The sequence below is a fragment of the Providencia manganoxydans genome (genome assembly GCF_016618195.1).
GTDB lineage: Bacteria > Pseudomonadota > Gammaproteobacteria > Enterobacterales > Enterobacteriaceae > Providencia > Providencia manganoxydans.
Genome location: NZ_CP067099.1, coordinates 1,474,637 through 1,495,459, shown reverse-complemented (window position 1 = coordinate 1,495,459; position 20,823 = coordinate 1,474,637). Strand labels below are relative to the sequence as shown.

General features: G+C 39.5%; 16 protein-coding genes. 7 read left to right on the top strand and 9 right to left on the bottom strand.

From position 1 onward, the window contains the following. Nucleotides 1-21: 21 nt before the first annotated feature. From acnB to nadC, 9 genes are all read right to left on the bottom strand, one after another. Entirely contained in the window at nt 22-2,619 is a 2,598-nt protein-coding gene (gene acnB / locus JI723_RS06450) for a bifunctional aconitate hydratase 2/2-methylisocitrate dehydratase (protein WP_319066230.1), read from the bottom strand. Between the two features lie 573 nt (nt 2,620-3,192). Further along, nucleotides 3,193-3,363 (bottom strand): hypothetical protein, encoded by a 171-nt coding sequence (locus tag JI723_RS06445; RefSeq protein WP_272580128.1) that lies wholly within the window; start codon nt 3,361-3,363, stop codon nt 3,193-3,195. Between the two features lie 199 nt (nt 3,364-3,562). Next, complete coding sequence (locus JI723_RS06440; protein WP_036978471.1) at nt 3,563-3,787, bottom strand: hypothetical protein; 225 nt, start codon at nt 3,785-3,787, stop codon at nt 3,563-3,565. Between the two features lie 28 nt (nt 3,788-3,815). Next, nucleotides 3,816-5,078: a hypothetical protein gene (locus tag JI723_RS06435; RefSeq protein WP_337979850.1), complete on the bottom strand. Its 1,263-nt coding sequence runs from the start codon at nt 5,076-5,078 to the stop codon at nt 3,816-3,818. A 417-nt stretch (nt 5,079-5,495) separates the two neighbouring features. Continuing rightward, a complete protein-coding gene (gene lpdA, locus JI723_RS06430; RefSeq protein WP_070925286.1) occupies nt 5,496-6,923 on the bottom strand; it encodes a dihydrolipoyl dehydrogenase in 1,428 nt (475 codons plus the stop codon). Between the two features lie 204 nt (nt 6,924-7,127). Beyond that, on the bottom strand, nt 7,128-8,990 hold the full coding sequence (gene aceF, locus JI723_RS06425; RefSeq protein WP_272580130.1) for a pyruvate dehydrogenase complex dihydrolipoyllysine-residue acetyltransferase: 1,863 nt from the start codon (nt 8,988-8,990) through the stop codon (nt 7,128-7,130). 13 nt (nt 8,991-9,003) lie between these two features. Further along, nucleotides 9,004-11,670 (bottom strand): pyruvate dehydrogenase (acetyl-transferring), homodimeric type, encoded by a 2,667-nt coding sequence (aceE, locus tag JI723_RS06420; protein WP_070925284.1) that lies wholly within the window; start codon nt 11,668-11,670, stop codon nt 9,004-9,006. 305 nt (nt 11,671-11,975) lie between these two features. Continuing rightward, nucleotides 11,976-12,746, bottom strand: coding sequence for a pyruvate dehydrogenase complex transcriptional repressor PdhR (gene pdhR / locus JI723_RS06415; RefSeq protein WP_070925283.1), 771 nt, complete (start codon nt 12,744-12,746; stop codon nt 11,976-11,978). An 865-nt stretch (nt 12,747-13,611) separates the two neighbouring features. Then, nucleotides 13,612-14,514 carry a carboxylating nicotinate-nucleotide diphosphorylase gene (nadC, locus tag JI723_RS06410; protein WP_272580131.1) on the bottom strand — a complete coding sequence of 301 codons (903 nt, stop codon included), beginning with the start codon at nt 14,512-14,514 and terminating at the stop codon, nt 13,612-13,614. A gap of 390 nt (nt 14,515-14,904) precedes the next feature. Between nadC and ampD the strand changes: the two genes are divergently transcribed. The 7 genes from ampD to yacG all read left to right on the top strand — a co-directional run bounded on the left by ampD (nt 14,905) and on the right by yacG (nt 20,622). After that, nucleotides 14,905-15,453, top strand: a complete 549-nt coding sequence (ampD, locus tag JI723_RS06405) for a 1,6-anhydro-N-acetylmuramyl-L-alanine amidase AmpD (protein WP_337979956.1) — start codon at nt 14,905-14,907, stop codon at nt 15,451-15,453. A gap of 274 nt (nt 15,454-15,727) precedes the next feature. Next, nucleotides 15,728-16,150, top strand: coding sequence for a prepilin peptidase-dependent pilin (gene ppdD, locus JI723_RS06400; RefSeq protein WP_272580132.1), 423 nt, complete (start codon nt 15,728-15,730; stop codon nt 16,148-16,150). A gap of 14 nt (nt 16,151-16,164) precedes the next feature. After that, nucleotides 16,165-17,565 carry an ATPase, T2SS/T4P/T4SS family gene (locus JI723_RS06395; protein ID WP_070925279.1) on the top strand — a complete coding sequence of 467 codons (1,401 nt, stop codon included), beginning with the start codon at nt 16,165-16,167 and terminating at the stop codon, nt 17,563-17,565. Continuing rightward, complete coding sequence (locus JI723_RS06390; RefSeq protein WP_319066233.1) at nt 17,565-18,752, top strand: type II secretion system F family protein; 1,188 nt, start codon at nt 17,565-17,567, stop codon at nt 18,750-18,752. Before JI723_RS06395 ends, JI723_RS06390 begins: the two co-directional genes overlap by 1 nt. Before the next feature lie 284 nt (nt 18,753-19,036). After that, nucleotides 19,037-19,654 carry a dephospho-CoA kinase gene (gene coaE / locus JI723_RS06385; protein WP_337979849.1) on the top strand — a complete coding sequence of 206 codons (618 nt, stop codon included), beginning with the start codon at nt 19,037-19,039 and terminating at the stop codon, nt 19,652-19,654. Beyond that, the gene (gene zapD, locus JI723_RS06380; protein ID WP_140181808.1) at nt 19,651-20,409 is read left to right on the top strand and encodes a cell division protein ZapD; all 759 of its coding nucleotides are present in this window, start codon (nt 19,651-19,653) and stop codon (nt 20,407-20,409) included. Before coaE ends, zapD begins: the two co-directional genes overlap by 4 nt. A gap of 15 nt (nt 20,410-20,424) precedes the next feature. After that, nucleotides 20,425-20,622: a DNA gyrase inhibitor YacG gene (gene yacG, locus JI723_RS06375; RefSeq protein WP_070925277.1), complete on the top strand. Its 198-nt coding sequence runs from the start codon at nt 20,425-20,427 to the stop codon at nt 20,620-20,622. Nucleotides 20,623-20,823: the final 201 nt, after the last annotated feature.

Here is a 20,823-nt window from a genome sequence, read left to right as displayed (position 1 = left end):
TTAAATAGTATAACTTAATGGTTAAACAGCAGTTTGGAAAATAACGCCATCTGCTTTTTCAGTGTATTGCTCTAACTGATCAAAGTTTAGATAACGATAGGTATCTGCTGCCGTTTCATCAACCTTATCCATAAACTGTAAGTATTCCTCAGGCGTCGGTAGACGACCTAACAAAGAAGAAACAGCTGCGAGTTCAGCTGATGCTAGGAATACATTTGCCCCAGTACCTAAGCGGTTAGGGAAGTTACGTGTAGAGGTTGAAACAACCGTTGCACCATCAGCAACACGAGCTTGGTTACCCATACATAATGAGCAACCTGGGACTTCAATACGTGCCCCACTCTTACCAAATACGCTGTAATAACCTTCTTCGGTTAATTGTGCTGCATCCATCTTAGTTGGTGGAGCAACCCATAAACGCGTTGGTAGTTGACCTTTGTGCTGATCAAGCAGTTTACCTGCCGCACGGAAGTGGCCAATATTTGTCATACAAGAACCGATAAAGACTTCATCGATTTTCTCGTTCTGTACTGCTGATAATAAACGAGCATCATCAGGGTCATTAGGTGCACACAGAATGGGTTCTTTGATTTCATTCAAATCAATTTCAATCACTGCGGCATATTCCGCATCGGCATCACCTTCAAGCAGTTGCGGATCGGCTAACCAGCTTTCCATCCCTTTGATACGACGCTCAATCGTACGACGATCACCATACCCTTCAGCAATCATCCACTTCAAGAGGGTAATGTTAGACTGTAGATATTCAATAATTGGCGCTTTATCTAATTTAATCGTACAACCCGCCGCAGAACGCTCGGCTGAAGCATCAGCAAGTTCAAATGCTTGCTCAACTTTTAGCTCTGGTAAGCCTTCAATTTCCAAAATACGGCCAGAGAAAATATTTTTCTTACCTTTCTTCTCAACAGTCAGTAAACCCTCTTTAATCGCATATAATGGGATTGCATGTACCAGATCACGTAATGTGATACCCGGTTGCATTTCACCTTTAAAGCGAACCAGCACAGACTCAGGCATATCAAGAGGCATAACCCCTGTTGCTGCTGCAAATGCAACCAGACCTGAACCCGCAGGGAAAGAGATACCAATAGGGAAACGAGTATGTGAGTCACCACCTGTACCGACAGTATCAGGCAGTAGCATACGGTTTAACCATGAGTGGATAATACCGTCACCCGGACGTAAAGAAACCCCACCGCGGTTCATAATAAAATCAGGCAGTGTATGGTGAGTCGTCACGTCAACAGGTTTTGGGTAAGCCGCAGTATGACAGAATGACTGCATCACGAGATCTGCGGAGAAACCTAAGCACGCTAAATCTTTCAATTCGTCACGTGTCATTGGCCCTGTCGTATCTTGAGAGCCTACAGAGGTCATTTTAGGTTCACAATATTCACCGGGGCGAATACCTGGGCGACCACATGCACGGCCTACCATTTTTTGTGCTAAAGAAAAACCACGGTTACTTTGTGCAACAGATTTAGCATGACGGAAAACATTGGTTGGCTCTAAACCTAATGATTCACGCGCTTTTGAAGTTAAGCCGCGACCGATGATCAGAGGAATACGACCACCCGCACGTACTTCATCAATCAATACATCTGTTTTGAGTTCAAATGTTTCTAGCAGCTCGCCCGTTTCGTGGTTACGAACTTCACCTTTATATGGATAAATATCAATGATATCGCCCATATTCAGTTTAGAAACATCCACCTCAATAGGTAGTGCTCCCGCATCTTCCATGGTGTTAAAGAAGATTGGGGCAATTTTGCCACCAAGCACAACACCACCGCCGCGTTTGTTAGGGACAAATGGAATATCATCACCCATAAACCACAGTACTGAGTTAGTTGCTGATTTACGAGAAGACCCCGTACCGACAACATCACCCACATAAGCTAATGGGAAACCTTTCTTATTTAATTCATCAATTTGCTTGATTGGTCCTACGTTACCTGCATCATCAGGTACGATACCGTCGCGGGCATTTTTCAGCATCGCGAGTGCGTGTAACGGAATATCAGGACGTGACCATGCATCTGGCGCTGGTGATAGATCATCAGTGTTAGTTTCACCAGTGACTTTGAATACTGTTACTGTCAGTTTTTCAGCCAGTTCTGGGCGCTCTAAGAACCATTTGGCATCAGCCCATGACTCGATAACTTGCTTAGCATACTCATTACCTGCTTTCGCTTTTTCTTCCACATCATAGAAGTTATCGAACATTAATAAGGTATGTGAAAGTGCTTTAGCCGCAATAGGTGCAAGTTTTGCATCGTCTAAAGCTTCAATAAGTGCATGAATATTGTACCCACCCTGCATAGTGCCGAGTAGTTCGACTGCTTTTTCAGGGGAGATAAGAGGAGAGGCGGTTTCACCTTTCGCGATAGCGGCTAAAAAGCCAGCTTTGACATAGGCTGCTTCATCAACACCAGGGGGTACACGGTTGGTCAGCAGGTCTAACAGGAAATCTTCTTCACCTTTAGGTGGATTTTTCAGTAGTTCTACCAGTGCAGCTACTTGTGCAGCATCTAACGGCTTAGGGACGATCCCTTGAGCGGCACGCTCGGCCACGTGCTTACGGTAATCTTCTAGCACGACGTTCTCCTCGCTTCATTGTAATTTATATACCCGGCTGTCTGCACCATCCTGACAAAAATTATCATCCGGTGCCAGGTCAGAGGAATTTGCTCGCATAATCTCAATGGCGGTAAAATTATGCCCAGCTTCGGGCGTTCAGCATAGCAGAGTTTAAATAGAATGTTAATTCATTCACAAGAAAGCAACATTCTTCTGCTAACTTTACCTATTAACAAACTTTATAGGGTAATTTTTAAGCTTGAAACATCATAATCCATTATAAGCATCCATTAAGACCTTACTTTTTATAATCCATTTCGTGACTGAAAGCACCCTAATTAGTGCCTTTTTTCATCCCTTATCACAAATTATATTTAATAACTCATTTTTACTTATCTGACTAATTGATAAGGCAAATCATTGCGATTGGTTTAAAATTTTTTAATGGATTTTATGGGGTTTATTGGTTTTTTTAGTTCAACCAGGTTGCTGAGGGGAAGCAATAAAAAAGAGCCTACGAAAATCTAGGCTCTTCAATTGAAACTTAAATTATTTCCCATAATTATCTATCTAAATGAGCGTAATTCAATGCTAATCTTTATTCTTAAGCGTATCACGCACTTCAACTAAAATAGACATCAGGTCACCTAATGGCAGCTTTGCAATAAAATTATTAAATAAATCAGAACCTAACAATTCAACTTCCAAATATTCATATTCCATAGGATTTAAAAAAATAATTCTAAGCTTTTCATTTTTCATTTTTCATTTTTCATTTTTCATTTTTCTTTAACGCTAATAGTTTATTGGGGAATCTATCAATACAATTGAGATCATTTCAGATTGTTAATGTTAGAAACCTTATATATCCTCACATCAGTAGCTCGTTATGTGTACATTCTTTATTGAATTAAAGTCCCCCACTATAAAAGTGAGGGAGATCAACTTAATTATGTAATAATTAAACTAAAGGCTCTAACCGTAAAAGATGCTCTTTAGCTTTTTCTATCAATGATAAAAACTCATTATATTTGAACTCTAAAATTTCCGAGTCTGGATAAATAATGATATTTACCTCTTTTTTATCTTCAGAAAGTGATATTTCTCCCCATTGAATACTATTAAAGTAGAGCTCAGCATATAAATCATCTCTATTTAAAGAACTACCAACACTATATTCTAACATGAAATCCCTCATCAATTAGTTTTCAATTTCACGGTTCTCTAAAACCAATAAATTTCTTACCATCTCTACTAAATCTTAATGTTCGACCATCTGGTGATCTAGCATCAATCACTTCAATTCTTTGCCTATTTTCATAAACAGTTCTAGATTTTATTGTTACATTAGGATTATCTAATATTTCATCAATTATTGCTCTAGCCTCTTGGTTCAATACTGAAGCTTTTTGATTTGAATACGAGTATACAGAGCCTTCTCTGCCTCCATGCTTTTGTAGTGATCGTCCTGCATTTGTTAAGCCGTTGCGATTAATTTCAGATGCACCTTGCTTTAGCTCCTCTTTAGAAGGAATCTGATGTGTTCTAGCATGTGCTTCATCCTCAGGCCCCCAGCCATCTGGTGTACCTGAACCAGTACCACCTAATTCTACTTTATCTGAATTTGAAAGTTCTTTTCCATGATTGGGATTTTTAGCTGCGTTATCGATATCATTAGAGCAACTCATTCCAAAAGTACAATCAAAAGTTTCTGCTAAACCATCACAAATGGAACTTAATCTATTTTCTACACCCCTTGCGATATGACTATCCGAAATTTCTGGATTCAAGGCTACGCTAGGGGGTAGTGAGCGAACAGGAATAGAAAAAAAGCTGCTTTTTGCAATACCGAGTTTAATTAAATTTCTCTGATTAGCTTTAATGCCATTGGCTACTTTGTTATGCACATATTTAATGTAAATAAGGCTTCTTCTTGCTGAACTATCAAGAAAACCCTCATCCCCATCTGGAAATATATAGTCATCATTCCAATTTTCATTGGACATATTTTCACTATAACCAACTAAAAGGTCATCCCTCTCTTGAGCCGTTTTATATACTTTAGTAATTAATCGGCCAGATATTATGCATTCTTGTTTGAAAGGATCATTATCTGGATCTAATAAAAACTTCCATTCATCAGTTGCTTCTATTTCAAATAATTTCTGATTTAGATTATCGACATGCCCTTGAATCCTTTTCGTTCTAGAGTTGAAATCTGCTTCTGATAATGAACATATATTATCTAATAAATCCTCAATATCTATTGGTGTAGATGCATCTTCACAAGCCGATATATCATCAATAATATCATTGATAGCATGATACCATCCAACCAAATCATCAGTTCTAAACCTGTCCGTAATACTATCGCACTCACCGTAACAACCATCCCCAAAATACAAACTTGGACTTTCAATAACTGGCAATTCATCGGCAGTTACATAGATTGTACCTAAATCTTCCACATTTCTCATAAACTAACTTCCTTATTAGCATAAATGAAAAAGAATAAAGAAATTAGAGCGAAATATTTTATTAGTCAACTAAAGGTTATTATTGATGTTTATTAAATTTTAATAATTGAATAAACATCTTATTTAAGAATATTATTTAATATTGATATATGCTCTGAATAATTCGAGGTACAGCTAGGTGACAAGTGAACGAATCTCTAGGCGCATAGAAAACGATGTGACTAGCGTGAGTGAATATAGTCATTATACCTTAATGAAAAGCGCTGTAATTTGAAGTATGACGAGTATAAATAAACCTATCAACAAATATAACTCTCTATAAAAGCAAAAAAGCCAATGTGTTTCCACATTGGCTTTTATATACTTTCCTAATAAACAACCAATTCAACAGGCTATTTATCAAGGCGACCTAAGAAATTATTTTTTCTTTTTCGCTTTAGCATTTGGCAAGTCAGTAATACTACCTTCGTAGATTTCTGCCGCCATACCGATTGATTCATACAGTGTTGGGTGAGCATGAATAGTTAATGCGATATCTTCTGCATCACAACCCATTTCGATTGCCAAGCCGATTTCACCTAGCAGCTCGCCACCATTAACACCAACAACCGCACCACCGATAACACGGTTAGATTGCTTGTCGAAAATCAGCTTAGTCATACCTTCAGAGCAATCAGATGCGATCGCACGGCCAGAAGCAGCCCATGGGAAAGTTGCTACTTCATAGCTGATGTTTTTCTCTTTCGCTTCTTTCTCAGTCAAACCAACCCAAGCAACTTCTGGCTCAGTATAAGCGATTGAAGGAATAACTTTAGGATCGAAGTAATGTTTCAGACCAGAGATAACTTCCGCTGCAACATGGCCTTCGTGAACACCTTTGTGTGCCAACATTGGTTGACCCACAATATCACCGATAGCAAAGATGTGAGGTACGTTAGTACGCATTTGCTTATCAACATGGATGAAGCCACGATCGTCAACTTCAACACCTGCTTTGCCAGCATCTAGGTTTTTGCCATTTGGTACGCGACCAATCGCAACCAGAACTGCATCATAACGTTGAGGTTCAGCAGACGCTTTTTTACCTTCCATAGAAACATAGATGCCGTCTTCTTTCGCTTCAACAGCAGTGACTTTTGTTTCTAACAGTAAATTGAATTTTTTGCTGATTTGTTTGGTGAATACTTTAACCACATCTTTATCCGCAGCAGGGATAACTTGGTCAAACATTTCAACCACATCAATCTGTGAACCCAGAGCATGATAAACAGTACCCATTTCCAGACCGATGATACCACCACCCATAACTAGCAGGCGCTCAGGAACTTCTTTCAGCTCAAGCGCATCTGTAGAATCCCAAATACGTGGGTCTTCATGAGGAATGAATGGCAATTGAATAGGACGTGAGCCCGCAGCAATGATTGCATTATCAAAGTTGATAGTGGTGCTGCCGTTTTCGCCTTCAACAACCAGTGTGTTAGCACCAGTAAATTTGCCTAGACCGTTAACTACGTTAACTTTACGGCCTTTCGCCATACCAGCCAGACCACCAGTCAGCTGATTGATGACTTTTTCTTTCCACAGGCGCACTTTAGAGATGTCTGTTTTTGGCTCACCAAAAACAATACCGTGTTCAGCCAGTGCTTTTGCTTCTTCAATCACTTTTGCAACATGCAACAGTGCTTTAGAAGGGATACAACCAACATTCAAACAAACGCCACCCAGAGTTGAGTAACGTTCTACTAATACAGTTTCTAAACCTAAGTCAGCGCAACGGAAAGCCGCAGAATACCCTGCAGGGCCTGCACCAAGTACCACTACTTGGGCTTTAATTTCAGTACTCATCATGACCTCTTTTTGTTTTGTCCTGCGGGGGCAGCCAAAAACGAATGATCCCACAGGAAAATACACACCGCGAGCAGTTTACAGAATTGTTAACATCCTGAAAAGGCTGAATGCGTGATGCAACTCCCAACCTTTCGCTGCAACAGCGAAAAACTCTGCCCCAGCCCAAATAAAACAGACCGGTCAATTGACCGGTCTAATTTATTACATAACCAGACGGCGAATATCGCTCATCAATTGTCCAACTAGCGTGATGAAACGCGCACCATCAGCGCCATCAATCACACGGTGGTCAAATGACAGAGACATTGGCAACATTAGGCGAGGAACAAACTCACTACCATTCCAAACTGGTTTGATAGCAGAGCGCGACAGACCCATAATTGCCACTTCTGGCGCATTCACGATAGGTGCAAAACCGGTAGTACCGATACCACCTAAACTAGAAATCGTGAAGCAACCGCCTTGCATGTCAGCTGCGGTCAGTTTACCTGCACGCGCTTTCTTAGAAACTTCACCCAGCTCGCGAGACAGTTCCATAATGCCTTTTTTGTTCACATCTTTGAAAACAGGAACAACTAAGCCATTAGGTGTATCAACTGCGATACCGATGTTGATGTATTTTTTCAGGAACAGACGCTGTGCATCTTCTGAAATAGAGCTGTTGAAACGTGGCATTTCTTCCAGAGCACGTGCAACTGCTTTCATCACAAAGACCAGTGGCGTGATTTTCACACCCAGCTGTTTCTTCTCAGCTTCTTTGTTTTGTTGCTTACGGAACTCTTCAACTTCAGTGGTATCAACCTCTTCCATCAGCGTTACGTGAGGGATCATCACCCAGTTACGGCTCAGGTTAGCACCAGAGATTTTTTGGATGCGACCAAGTTCAACTTCTTCAACTTCACCAAACTTGCTGTAATCCACTTTCGGCCACGGCAACATACCTGGTAAGCCGCCACCCGCTGCTGCTGGCGCTTCTGCACGCTTAATCGCATCTTTAACGTAAGCTTGAACGTCTTCACGCAGAATACGACCTTTACGACCTGTACCCTTCACTTTCGCTAAGTTAACACCAAATTCACGCGCTAAACGACGAATAACAGGTGTTGCATGGATATAAGCATCATTCTCAACAAATTCATTTTTGTTGTCAGCCGCTTTTGCTGGTGCTGCCGCAGGAGCTGGAGCAGATACCGCTGGAGCAGGGGTTGATGCTGCTGGAGCTGAAGCAGCTGCTGGTGCTGCGCCTGCCACTTCAAAGGTCATGATCAGCGAGCCAGTTTTCACTTTATCGCCAGTCGCAATCTTAATTTCTTTTACCGTACCTGCGAATGGTGCTGGTACTTCCATTGAAGCCTTATCACCTTCAACAGTAATGATTGATTGCTCAGCTGAAACGCTATCACCGACTTTGACCATCACTTCAGTGACTTCAACTTCATCACCACCGATGTCTGGTACATTAACATCTTTGATTGCCGCAGCTGCTGGTGCCGCCGGAGCTGCTGCTGGAGCAGAAGCCGCTACCGGTGCTGCGCCCGCCACTTCAAAGACCATGATCAGTGAACCCGTTTTCACTTTGTCGCCAGCGGCAATTTTGATCTCTTTAACTGTACCCGCAAATGGTGCAGGCACTTCCATTGAAGCTTTATCGCCTTCAACGGTGATCAAAGATTGTTCTTCGGTAACGCTATCACCAACTTTGACCATAATTTCAGTGACTTCAACTTCATCGCCACCGATATCTGGTACTGCTACTTCTTTCAAAGCCGCTGCTGCTGGTGCTGCTGCCGGAGCTGCTGGAGCTTCAGCTGGCGCAGCTGCTGCTGCACCTTCTGCTGATTCAAACACCATAATTAATTTGCCAGTGGTCACTTTATCGCCAACAGCAATTTTAATTTCTTTTACCACACCTGCTTGAGGAGAGGGTACTTCCATAGAAGCTTTGTCACCTTCAACCGTGATCAAAGATTGTTCTGCTTCTACTTTATCACCAACTTTAACCATCACTTCGGTGACTTCAACTTCATCAGCACCGATATCAGGCACTTGGATTTCAATAGACATTGATTATTACCTCTTATGCCAGACGTGGATTAACTTTTTCTGGGTTGATGTTGTATTTTTTAATCGCTTCTTCAACGACTTTAACATCAATCTCACCACGTTTAGCCAACTCACCTAACGCCGCAACAATCACATATGAAGTATCAACTTCGAAGTGGTGACGTAGGTTTTCACGGCTGTCAGAACGGCCGAAACCATCAGTACCCAATACGCGATAGTCGCTTGCTGGTACGTAAGTACGGATTTGTTCTGCAAACAGTTTCATGTAGTCAGTAGATGCAACTGCTGGCGCATCATTCATCACTTGAGCAACATATGGCACACGTGGTTCTTGAGATGGGTGCAGCATGTTCCAACGTTCACAATCTTGACCATCACGCGCCAATTCTGTAAATGAGGTTACACTGTAGACATCAGAGCCAATACCGTATTCAGTAGACAGTACATTCGCAGCTTCACGGACATGGCGCATCATAGAACCAGAACCTAACAGCTGAACTTTACCTTTGCTACCTTCAATGGAAGCCAGTTTGTAGATACCTTTACGGATACCTTCTTCTGCGCCTTCTGGCATTGCTGGCATATGATAGTTTTCATTCAGAGTCGTGATGTAGTAGTACACGTTCTCTTGTTTTTCACCATACATACGCTCCAAACCATCTTGCATGATCACAGCCACTTCATAAGCAAATGCTGGGTCATAAGAGATACAGTTAGGAATAGTCAGTGACTGAATATGGCTATGACCATCTTCGTGTTGTAAGCCTTCACCATTTAAGGTTGTACGGCCTGAAGTACCACCAATTAAGAAGCCACGAGCCTGCTGGTCACCTGCTGCCCACATCAGGTCACCAATACGTTGGAAACCGAACATTGAGTAGTAGATATAGAATGGGATCATTGGCAGGTTGTTGGTGCTGTATGAGGTCGCAGCCGCTAACCATGATGAGCCTGCGCCCAATTCGTTGATACCTTCTTGCAGAATTTGACCTTTAGAATCTTCTTTATAGTAAGCAACTTGCTCACGATCCTGTGGTGTATACTGCTGACCTTTAGGGCTGTAGATACCGATTTGACGGAACAGACCTTCCATACCAAAGGTACGCGCTTCATCAGCGATGATTGGCACTAAACGTTCTTTAATAGAATTGTTTTTCAACATCACGTTTAACGCACGAACAAATGCGATAGTGGTTGAAATTTCTTTTGATTGCTCTTCAAGTAATTGATTGAAATCTGACAGTGCAGGAATTTCTAATTTTTCATCGAAGTGAGTACGACGAGCTGGCAAGTAACCGCCAAGGGCTTGACGACGCTCATGCAGATATTTGTACTCTTCTGAATCTTTTTCAAAAGTGATATATGGCAGGTTTTCAATTTGATCATCTGCAACAGGCACATTGAACTGATCACGGAAGTGGCGAACACCATCCATGTTCATTTTTTTCACTTGGTGAGCAATGTTTTTACCTTCTGCTGTTTCACCCATACCATAACCTTTGATGGTTTGAGCTAAAATAACAGTTGGTTTGCCTTTAGTTTCTTTCGCTTTTTGGAATGCTGCATACACTTTCTTCGGATCGTGACCACCACGGTTCAGCGCCCAAATTTCATCATCAGTCATATCTTTAACTAATGCAGCAGTCTCTGGGTAACGATTGAAGAAATGCTCACGCACGTACGCACCGTCACGTGATTTAAATGTTTGGTAATCGCCATCAAGGGTTTCGTTCATTAATTGAACAAGTTTACCGCTGGTGTCTTTACGCAGCAGTTCATCCCAACGATCGCCCCACATAACTTTGATAACTTGCCAGCCAGCACCACTGAAGATGCCTTCAAGTTCATTAACGATTTTACCGTTACCTGTTACTGGACCATCTAAACGCTGTAAGTTACAGTTGATAACAAATACAAGGTTATCTAACTTGTCACGCGTTGCGATAGTAATCGCACCTTTCGATTCTGGCTCATCCATCTCACCATCACCTAAGAATGCGTAAACACGTTGTGCTGAAGTATCTTTCAGACCACGGTTCTCTAAATATTTCAGGAATTTAGCTTGATAGATCGCATTGATTGGACCTAGACCCATTGATACTGTTGGGAATTGCCAGAAATCAGGCATCAATTTAGGGTGTGGATAAGAAGATAGACCTTTACCACCAATTTCTTGACGGAAGTTATTCATCTGCTCTTCAGTCAAACGACCTTCTAAGAATGCGCGAGCGTAGATCCCTGGAGATATATGCCCTTGGAAGAAGACCAGATCGCCACCGTCATTGTTGTTATGAGCGCGGAAGAAATGGTTGAAACATACTTCATATAAAGTCGCAGAAGACTGGAATGATGCCATATGGCCACCCAGTTCCAAATCTTTCTTAGAAGCACGCAAAACAGTCATTACTGCGTTCCAACGAATCGCGGAGCGAATACGGCGCTCCAAATCCATGTTACCAGGGTATGCAGGCTCGTCTTCAACAGCGATAGTGTTGATATAATCAGAATGACTAGATGCACCAGCAGCAATATTTACGCCGCCTTTACGTGCTTCACTCAATACCTGTTCGATAATGAACTGAGCACGATCAACACCTTCTTCACGGATGACCGATTCAATCGCCTGTAGCCAGTCGCGAGTTTCAATCGGATCCACGTCATTTTTCAACATATCTGACATGGTGTATTCCTTATCTGTTATCTATTTTTTAATGTTTTTACTCGTCATACTTCAAGTTGTAGTGCTTTCCGTTAAGGGATAGTGACTTCATTCACTCGTTGCTCATCACATACTTATGTACGCTCCTAGAAACTCATGGACTTGTCACCTAACTGCAACTCAAATTATTTAGAGAATAAATGGAGCCTATCTTCCTGCTACTTTTCCACAAAATAGCGGAAAGATAGGCCCTGCTGTTGTTGCCGCTGAACTCCCAAAGAGAGTAGTTACAGTAATACAGACGCAGCAGTCAGTAATCTATATTACTAATTTAATTCAGGATGTTGCTGTAACCTGCGTAAAGAACGTTCACGTCGCGTTTGTTCACGGCTGATATCCAAAAGTAACTCTTCAATAAAGGCTAAGTGACGATGGGAAGCCTCTCGTGCTTTTTCAGGTTCTCTTGCCATTATAGCGGAGAATATTTGAGCACGATGTTCACTAACTGCTTTGTACATTTCTTTACGGGTATACAAAAATTCAAAATTTTGACGGATATTTTGTTCAAGCATTGGCACCATACAACGCAATAAATGCAGTATTACAACATTATGTGCGGCTTCTGTGACAATCAGTTGATATTGCAAAACAGCGTCAGACTCAGCATCAATATCACCGCTTTGCTGAGCCTTAATAATCAATTCATAACTTTGACGAATGCGTTCCAAATCCTCATCAGTACCGCGTAACGCCGCATAATAGGCAGCAATACCCTCAAGGGCATGACGAGTTTCAAGAAGATCAAATTGAGATTCAGGGTTACCAGTGAGTAGCTCGGTTAAGGGGTCGCTAAAACTTTGCCACATTTGCTTTTGAACATATGTTCCCCCACCTTGGCGGCGAGATAGTAGCCCTTTAGCTTCGAGAGTTTGGATTGCTTCACGCACTGATGGCCTAGAAACGTCGAACTGTTTGGCCAGTTCACGCTCAGGAGGTAGCTTTTCGCCGGGGCGCAATGTCCCTTCGAAAATAAGATGCTCGAGACGTTGCTCAATGACATCGGATAATTTTGGTTGGCGAATTTTACCGTAAGCCATAACCTGCCATGATCATAGTGAGTAATTAATGATTAGCTATCGCACAGTGTTAATTGGTATTACCAATTTCTGTTTGGATTAATAAAGTAACAAAGTATTCACTAACTGTCCATAAAGACCTTGCGCTAAATCATAAAATCCTGCAAATTTTAACAGATTTTTTTAAATTATAGCATATTTTGATAACTAATCCGTCCGAAGTTAGCACCTATTCTTAACAATCAGAACGAATCAATATGTAAAAATTACTTAAACTGAAACGATATAGCAGAAAACAAACAGAATAATTATTCAATTTTAACCGTTAAAAAAACAAAGCAGCTTAGCAAAAATGAAAATGATTAAAATTATGAGAAGTGAATATTAACAATATAGTTAAATATTCATCTCATCTGTTATTTTACTCAAACCAAGCGTCCAACACATCTACTGAATAGAAGAGATTCCTCAGCTAAAAAAACTAACATTCGCTATTTTGATTTCATGATAGAACTATTACTGTGTATACCCTAAATAATTCGAAATACAGATAGGCGACGAACGAAGAGAGACAAGGGTATAGATAACTATGTGATTCGGTGAGCACCGCATAGTCCCCCTACCTTGAAGTATGACGATTATATCTTTATTTATATGTGGGTCCTTATCCATATAAAAAGGTAAAAGAACTAGAGATATCCAATCATCTCTCTGGATATTGACGAAACAGAGTAAAGCGTACGCCTTCCGTTCTGCGTTATCCTGTCGAAAATCGATAAATTGATTTTCCTCGTTTATTTCAGAACCCCTAACGACTGCCGCTAAACATGATATGTTTGTCAACAGTCTGAGATATGGCTAAGCCATATCTCATTTTATCGATCTCCTACGATGATTTCTCAATAAAACGCATAGAAAGATCCATAGCCTTAATATGTTTTGTCAAAGCGCCAACAGAAACGAAATCAACCCCTGTCTCGGCAAATTCTTTGATTGTTTCTAAAGTCACATCCCCTGAAACTTCAAGTGCAGCTTTACCAGCAGTAAGTACAACCGCTTCTTTCATCATAGTCACAGTAAAATTATCAAGCATAATAATATCCGCATCAGCTTTAATCGCCTGTAGCAATTCATCCAAGCTTTCTACCTCTACTTCAATAGGAACTGTAGGATGAGCTTGGCGGGCTAGTTTTACAGCTTGCGTGACAGATCCTGCCGAAATGATATGATTTTCCTTGATAAGATAAGCATCCGACAATCCAAGACGATGGTTGAAACCGCCCCCCATTAAGACTGCATATTTCAATGCGCTTCGTAAACCTGGGATTGTTTTACGTGTATCTAAAAGCTTAGTGCGAGTCCCTTCAAGCTCAGCAACATACTTTGCGGTGACGGTAGATACTGAAGACAATGTTTGAATAAAGTTTAACGCTGTTCTTTCCCCTGTAAGTAACACCTGAGATGGCCCTGACATTTCACACAGTAATTGGTTCGCTGTCACTTTATCGCCATCGTTAACATGCCACGTCACACTTACTTGTCCACCCAATTGCTTAAAAACTTCGTCTAACCATTGCTGCCCACAAAATACGCCATCTTCTCTGGTAATAATCCGTGCATCGGCTTGTGAGTTTGGAGATAAAAGCTGCCCTGTAATATCTTGTTTATAATCGACTACCTGACCAAGATCTTCTTTTAATGCATTGCTTACCGTAAACGGGATATCTGTACGTAACCTTTCAAGCAATACTTCACGTCGTTGGTTTTCGTCATAACGCCTTGTAGCCATTAATCAACTCCAATAAAATGATTATAAACCCACCATAAGCTCTTTGAGCGCAGTTCACTTGTTTGTATGGGGACTTTACTGTTTGACCGATTTGTTATTCATCATACTCCAAGTTAAAACATGAATTAAGGGATGCCAACGATACAATCCGCAACAAAAATCCCACCTTACAGAAAAAGTGACAGCTTCGTTATTGACACTACACCTACTTACAAGCCACTATTCAATTGAATTTAATAAAATTTCTAGTACATTTTTAATCAATTAAACTAATAAATACCTCTTCATTAAATACGCAGAGAGTTCAATTATTTTACGTATATGCTAATCTCTCGAGTAAAAGTTTTTGAATACGAACAACACTACAAAGAGAACACAATGGCACTGAGTATGGAAATACAGAATGGTTGGTTAAAAAATGTAACGCATATTCCATCTCCACATCATGATGAACGCCCAACTAACACCCCGCCTTCCCTATTAGTGATCCATAATATCAGTTTACCTCCTGGGCAATTTGGTGGCCCTTATATCAACCAACTATTCACTGGAACACTAAACCCAGAAGAACACCCATTTTTTGATGAAATCAAACACCTTCGTGTTTCTGCACACTGCCTCATTCGCCGTGATGGTACTGTTATTCAATATGTCCCTTTCAACCTCCGCGCATGGCATGCAGGACAATCTATCTACCAAGGAAAAGAAAAATGTAACGATTTTTCAATTGGCATTGAGCTAGAAGGGACAGACTTTGAACCTTTTACTACTGAGCAGTACGATTCATTGACTTCTATTACACAAGCACTGATAAGCCAATATCCAGATATAAAAGACAACATTACAGGTCACAGCGATATCGCTCCAGAGCGTAAAACTGATCCCGGCCCCTACTTCGATTGGCTAAAATTTAAAAACCAACTCAGCGCTAAAAAATAACAGCAGTACTGTTACTCGGCTTTCGGTGCAAACTACGTCACAGTTTGTACCAATCTCTTTTCTTCAATTTCTAATCTATATTTATCACATGCCGCGCATTAATTTGAGTCGCTATTTTACAGTTAAATAAACTCTGCGAACCTGCTCCCAAGAAAATGTAACAGTTCACATTTCTATAATTTAATTTTCGATAACACTCGAAAACGGTTTTTTATTAAATTAATTATTAATCTTTTTTCATTAAGATAAAAACTCACTTAAATCGGAGGTTTTTATGAATCAAAAAGGATTTTCTTTAATTGAAATAATGGTTGTGATTGCAATAATATCTATATTAAGTGCTATCGCGATACCGGGCTATCAAGGTTATATGCAAAAAGCAGCCATAACCGATGTATTACAAACTCTTCTTCCATATAAAAATAATATTGAGATCTGTGCTTTTAATAAAGGCGCCTTAACGAGTTGTCATTCGGGAAATGAAAATATACCTAATGATATAAAAGGAAAGTATCTAAAAACCATTGAAGCTAAGTCAGGTATCATTACCTTTGAAGCTGATAAGAATCTCTCTGGCTTGTCCGCAACTCTAACACCTACCGTATCAACAGATGGTTCACCATTTAAGTGGCAAGTTGTCTGTGAAAGTGATGACGATAAATTAAAAACACTATGTGAAAACACATTTATTTTTTAATAATAGGATAATTTATGACATCGACCAGGGAAAGAGATTTCATATTTAAAGAATTAAAGTTTTTCTGCGATAAACATTATATAATTATTATTGATTATACAAATAAACGATTATCTATTGCTACAGCTAATAAACCTGAAGACAATGTACTAGCGACGCTTAGATTTATATCGAGTGTACCTGTTTGTTATGATATTTGGCCTAAAGAAAAAATCGATCATTATTTCAATAAAAAATATTCAGAGATACAAGAGCCAGAACCTGAGTATCAACCTAATGAAAATGAACAATTAAATACGACATCTCCTGCCGTTGAATTCGTTGAAGATATGTTAAAAACGGCAATCAGAAAAAGAGCCTCTGATATTCATCTTGAGCCCACGAAACAAGGCTTAAAAATACGTTTACGCGTTGATGGTAAATTGTATTTTATTGCATCCCCACCACTTGAAATTAATAATGAAATCATTGCACGCATTAAAATCCTAGCTAAGCTGAATATTGCTGAAAAACGCTTACCGCAAGATGGACAGATGAATTGGTATCTTGATGGGCACAATTACAGTGTTAGATTATCAACAATGCCTACACTGTATGGTGAGAAACTTGTTCTCAGGGTACTTAATACTCAATTGAGATATTCCATCGATCAAATAGGTTTACATTCAAGTTTGCTAACAAAATTGAAGAAAACACTTTTTCAACCACAAGGTTTGATATTAGTCACTGGCCCTACTGGAAGTGGTAAAACCGTCACTTTATACAGTATGCTTGAATATCTAAATCAATCATCACGTAATATTTCAACCATAGAAGATCCTATTGAAATTCCTCTTTCAGGGATCAATCAAGTACAGGTTAATGACAAATATGGATTAACTTTTGCTTATGTCTTGAGAGCATTACTACGGCAAGATCCAGATATTATTATGATTGGCGAAATTAGGGATGAAGAAACCGCGCAAATCGCGACAAGAGCGGCTCAAACAGGGCATTTAGTCTTATCGACTTTACATACTAACTGTACCTTTAGTGCCATTGAGCGTATGGAACAACTCGGTATTGATAGAACCCAATTAAACTCTTGCTTAAAAATGGTGGTTGCACAAAGACTAGTACGTAAACTTTGTACCAATTGTAAGACTAAAAGCGCCAAAAGCGTTCAAATCAATGACAATCGCTCAGTTCAAGAGTGGTCTGCAAGTGGCTGCGACCTTTGCTTTGCAGGTTTTATCGGCAGAACAGCTATTTATGAATATTTAGAGCAAGATTCACTTATCGAGTTTTTTCTGCATGGAAAAGCCAATTTATCCCATTTTGAAAGCCTTTTTGAAAATGGGTTACGGCTAGTTGGATCTAGTGAAACCACACTCCAAGAGCTGTATTCTGTTGTTGGCAATATAGAGGCTAATTAATGTTTATTTATTCATATATCGCATTATCTAAAAATAATACTATTATTAAAGACGTTATTATATCTAAAAGTAAAAATTGTGCTTTCATCGAGTTATTAAACTTAGAACAAACGCCAATAAAAATAACATTTAAATCTGTATTTTTTCTCGACAGGAAAAACATTGATTATAGGATACATTTTTTTCATCAACTGAGTGCATTATCATCATCAGGTATTAATATACTCCAAAGTTTATATATTCTTCAGAATAATAATCATCCTCCATTCTGGAAAATGATTATCAAATTAGCCATTGATGACCTAAAAAAAGGTGGCTCGCTAGCCAATAATTTTAAAAGAACACCAACTATTTTTACGCCTACAATAGTGAGTTTGGTCGAGGTAGCAGAAAAAATAGGGCAATATGAAAAGAATTTTAAAATTATCGCTGAGATGCTAAAACACCATCAACAAACCAAGAAAAAAATCCTACAGTCATTGAGATATCCTATTATCCTAATCTTACTGTCGGCAGTACTTATATTGCTCATGTTAATTTATGTGCTGCCTCAATTTGAAACCATATATCAAAGCTTTGGTCATGACTTACCCTTTATGACCAGCTTACTTATCTATGTTTCAAAATGGTTATCCGAATATGTAATATACCCACTATTAGCAATATCTCTGCTATCCTTTTCTCTTTTTAGGTACAAACAAAAATTTATTATTTGTACTATAAAATTTTTAAATTATATCCCTGCATTTAGAAATCTTACTCGGGAATACAACCTTACACTGTACTTTTCAATGTTATCTTCTACATTGCAAGCTGGTTTACCATTAACAGAATGTCTAAAGTGTGCAGCTAATACAATTGTTCATCCATTTTACAAACAAGCCTGTTTAGTTATACAACACTCTGTTGTGAAAGGAGGTTCCCTTTCTACTGCAATGAAAGAGCAATCTTTCTTTCCTAGTATGGCATGCCAACTTATCGCTGTCGCAGAGGAATCAGGGCAATTAATTCATTTCGTACAATATTTATTTGCACATTTTTCAGAGGATTTTATCTTTCGCACTGAGACGTTACTCAAAAGAATAGAACCTATATTGCTTATTTCAATGGCATTTCTTGTAGGTGGAATTATGGTGGCTATGTATTTACCGATATTCAATTTAGGAAACGTTATAACAGGAATCTGATAGCTTAATTATAGGATAGCCTTTTATCTATTTATGATATAAAAGATTGTACAGGTAGCATAATTAAATGATGAGTAGCTAGGTAACAACCGAATGAATCGCTAAGGGTGTAAAAATTTATGTAATGGGCAGCAAGTGAACGTTGGCATCAGACCTTATTGCGAAAGTTCAGTAACTTGAATTATGACGAGTAAATAAGTCTAAATTGCGTATTATCTCATCCGTGAAGACAAACAGATAAAATCCGTGTAACCTAATATTTTTCAATATATATGAACATGATTATGACTTATATTGTCGCACTTACAGGTGGTATCGGCAGCGGTAAAACAACAGTTGCGAATGAATTTGCCAAACTAGGCGTACCGCTTGTTGATGCTGATATCATAGCAAGAACAGTGGTTGAACCTAATACGCCTGCACTTACGGCGATAAAAGCACGCTATGGCGCAGATATAATTAAATCAGATGGCTCTCTTAATCGTCAGCACCTGCGGGAGATTATCTTTTCAGATACAGCAGAAAAACAGTGGCTAAATAGCTTACTTCATCCGCTGATCCATCAAGAGACTCAAAAGCAGCTACAGCAAATCAATTCATCTTATGTATTGTGGGTCGTTCCTTTATTGATTGAAAATAAGCTCTCGCATTTAGCAGATCGCACGCTGGTCATTGATGTGACACCTGAAGAACAAATTTCACGCACAATACAAAGAGATAATGTTAGCGAAGAACATGTAGCGAATATCCTAAAATCACAAGTCAGTAGAGAAAACCGCTTACTACATGCTGATGATGTCATTACCAATCACAATGGTGAATCCAACCTAGCAGATAAAGTGGCGGTACTACATCAACAGTATATGACGCTAGCGCAACAGAAAAATAGGAAATCTATATGAGTGAGCTCAACACAGCCAATTTCGTCACTTATGAGTATCCATTAAATGAAAAAATTCGCTCATGGCTTCGCCTTGAGACTTTGTTACAACAAGTTTATGAACTTAGCCATATAACATCCTATACATCTGGCGTTGCATTTTTCCGTTCCGTTTCAGAGTTGATTGAGATCCTTGATAGAGGAGAAGTTCGTACCGATCTGATTAAAGAATTGGAAAAACATCGCAAACGCTTAGCTACATGGGCAGATGCACCTAATGCAGATAATCAATTAATTTCATCACTACTTAATGACCTCTCAATTAAAACAGCGAATATCACCTCAGCACCAAGATTTGGGCAACAATTAAGAAATGACAAAATCATCAGCATGGTTCGCCAACGCCTAAGTATTCCAGGCGGATGCTGTAGTTTTGACTTGCCAACATTACAGCTTTGGCTAAATATGCCTCAAGAGCAAAGAGATCGTGCAATAAATGAGTGGCTTAAAAGCCTAGCGCCGCTAAAAGATACTTTAGACACTATCTTACATTTACTTCGCCAAGCGGGTTCTTTTGAAGCCAAAGAATGCCATAACGGTTTTTATCAAGATAGCGTTGAAGATAAAGAGTTATTAAGAGTACGATTATCCACCGATAAGCCAATTTTTCCGCAAATCTCAGGTCATAAAACACGATTTGCCATTCGTTTTCTTCACATCGACAGCGAAAATGGTATTGTACCCGCAATGATGAATTTTGAATTGTCATGCTGTTGATAAAGGGAGTGATATATGAGCGAAAAAATTGAAGTTAATTGCCCTACATGCCAAAAAGTTGTGGTTTGGGGAGAAGAGAGCCCATTTAGGCCATTTTGCAGTAAACGTTGTCAGCTCATAGACCTAGGTGAATGGGCATCTGAAGAGAAGAAGATCACGAGTCAAGGTGATATTTCAGATAGCGATAATTGGAGCGAACAGCCAGATAACTAGCAATCTATTCACTTTATTCAAGGATTGTTAAACTTTGCAGAGTATATGTAAGCAGATAATGCCTTGAAACAAACACCGTATGTTCTGGATAGCTTTAAAGCTGTGACCTATCTTCTTTAATCGGCTTTTACCCATTTGAAAATAGGTCACAGGTTTATCATAAGATAGTTGAATCTACACAAGCTAATTGAAAGCTAGTGA

What these genes read in the sequence shown, in the direction of transcription:
- pdhR (WP_070925283.1), bottom strand. Translation starts at nt 12,746, where the DNA reads ATGGCTTACGGTAAAATTCGCCAACCAAAATTATCCGATGTCATTGAG.
- yacG (WP_070925277.1), top strand. Translation starts at nt 20,425, where the DNA reads ATGAGCGAAAAAATTGAAGTTAATTGCCCTACATGCCAAAAAGTTGTG.
- lpdA (WP_070925286.1), bottom strand. Translation starts at nt 6,923, where the DNA reads ATGAGTACTGAAATTAAAGCCCAAGTAGTGGTACTTGGTGCAGGCCCT.
- coaE (WP_337979849.1), top strand. Translation starts at nt 19,037, where the DNA reads ATGACTTATATTGTCGCACTTACAGGTGGTATCGGCAGCGGTAAAACA.
- JI723_RS06390 (WP_319066233.1), top strand. Translation starts at nt 17,565, where the DNA reads ATGTTTATTTATTCATATATCGCATTATCTAAAAATAATACTATTATT.
- JI723_RS06435 (WP_337979850.1), bottom strand. Translation starts at nt 5,078, where the DNA reads ATGAGAAATGTGGAAGATTTAGGTACAATCTATGTAACTGCCGATGAA.
- JI723_RS06440 (WP_036978471.1), bottom strand. Translation starts at nt 3,787, where the DNA reads ATGTTAGAATATAGTGTTGGTAGTTCTTTAAATAGAGATGATTTATAT.
- JI723_RS06445 (WP_272580128.1), bottom strand. Translation starts at nt 3,363, where the DNA reads ATGAAAAATGAAAAGCTTAGAATTATTTTTTTAAATCCTATGGAATAT.
- ppdD (WP_272580132.1), top strand. Translation starts at nt 15,728, where the DNA reads ATGAATCAAAAAGGATTTTCTTTAATTGAAATAATGGTTGTGATTGCA.
- aceF (WP_272580130.1), bottom strand. Translation starts at nt 8,990, where the DNA reads ATGTCTATTGAAATCCAAGTGCCTGATATCGGTGCTGATGAAGTTGAA.
- ampD (WP_337979956.1), top strand. Translation starts at nt 14,905, where the DNA reads ATGGAAATACAGAATGGTTGGTTAAAAAATGTAACGCATATTCCATCT.
- nadC (WP_272580131.1), bottom strand. Translation starts at nt 14,514, where the DNA reads ATGGCTACAAGGCGTTATGACGAAAACCAACGACGTGAAGTATTGCTT.
- aceE (WP_070925284.1), bottom strand. Translation starts at nt 11,670, where the DNA reads ATGTCAGATATGTTGAAAAATGACGTGGATCCGATTGAAACTCGCGAC.
- zapD (WP_140181808.1), top strand. Translation starts at nt 19,651, where the DNA reads ATGAGTGAGCTCAACACAGCCAATTTCGTCACTTATGAGTATCCATTA.
- JI723_RS06395 (WP_070925279.1), top strand. Translation starts at nt 16,165, where the DNA reads ATGACATCGACCAGGGAAAGAGATTTCATATTTAAAGAATTAAAGTTT.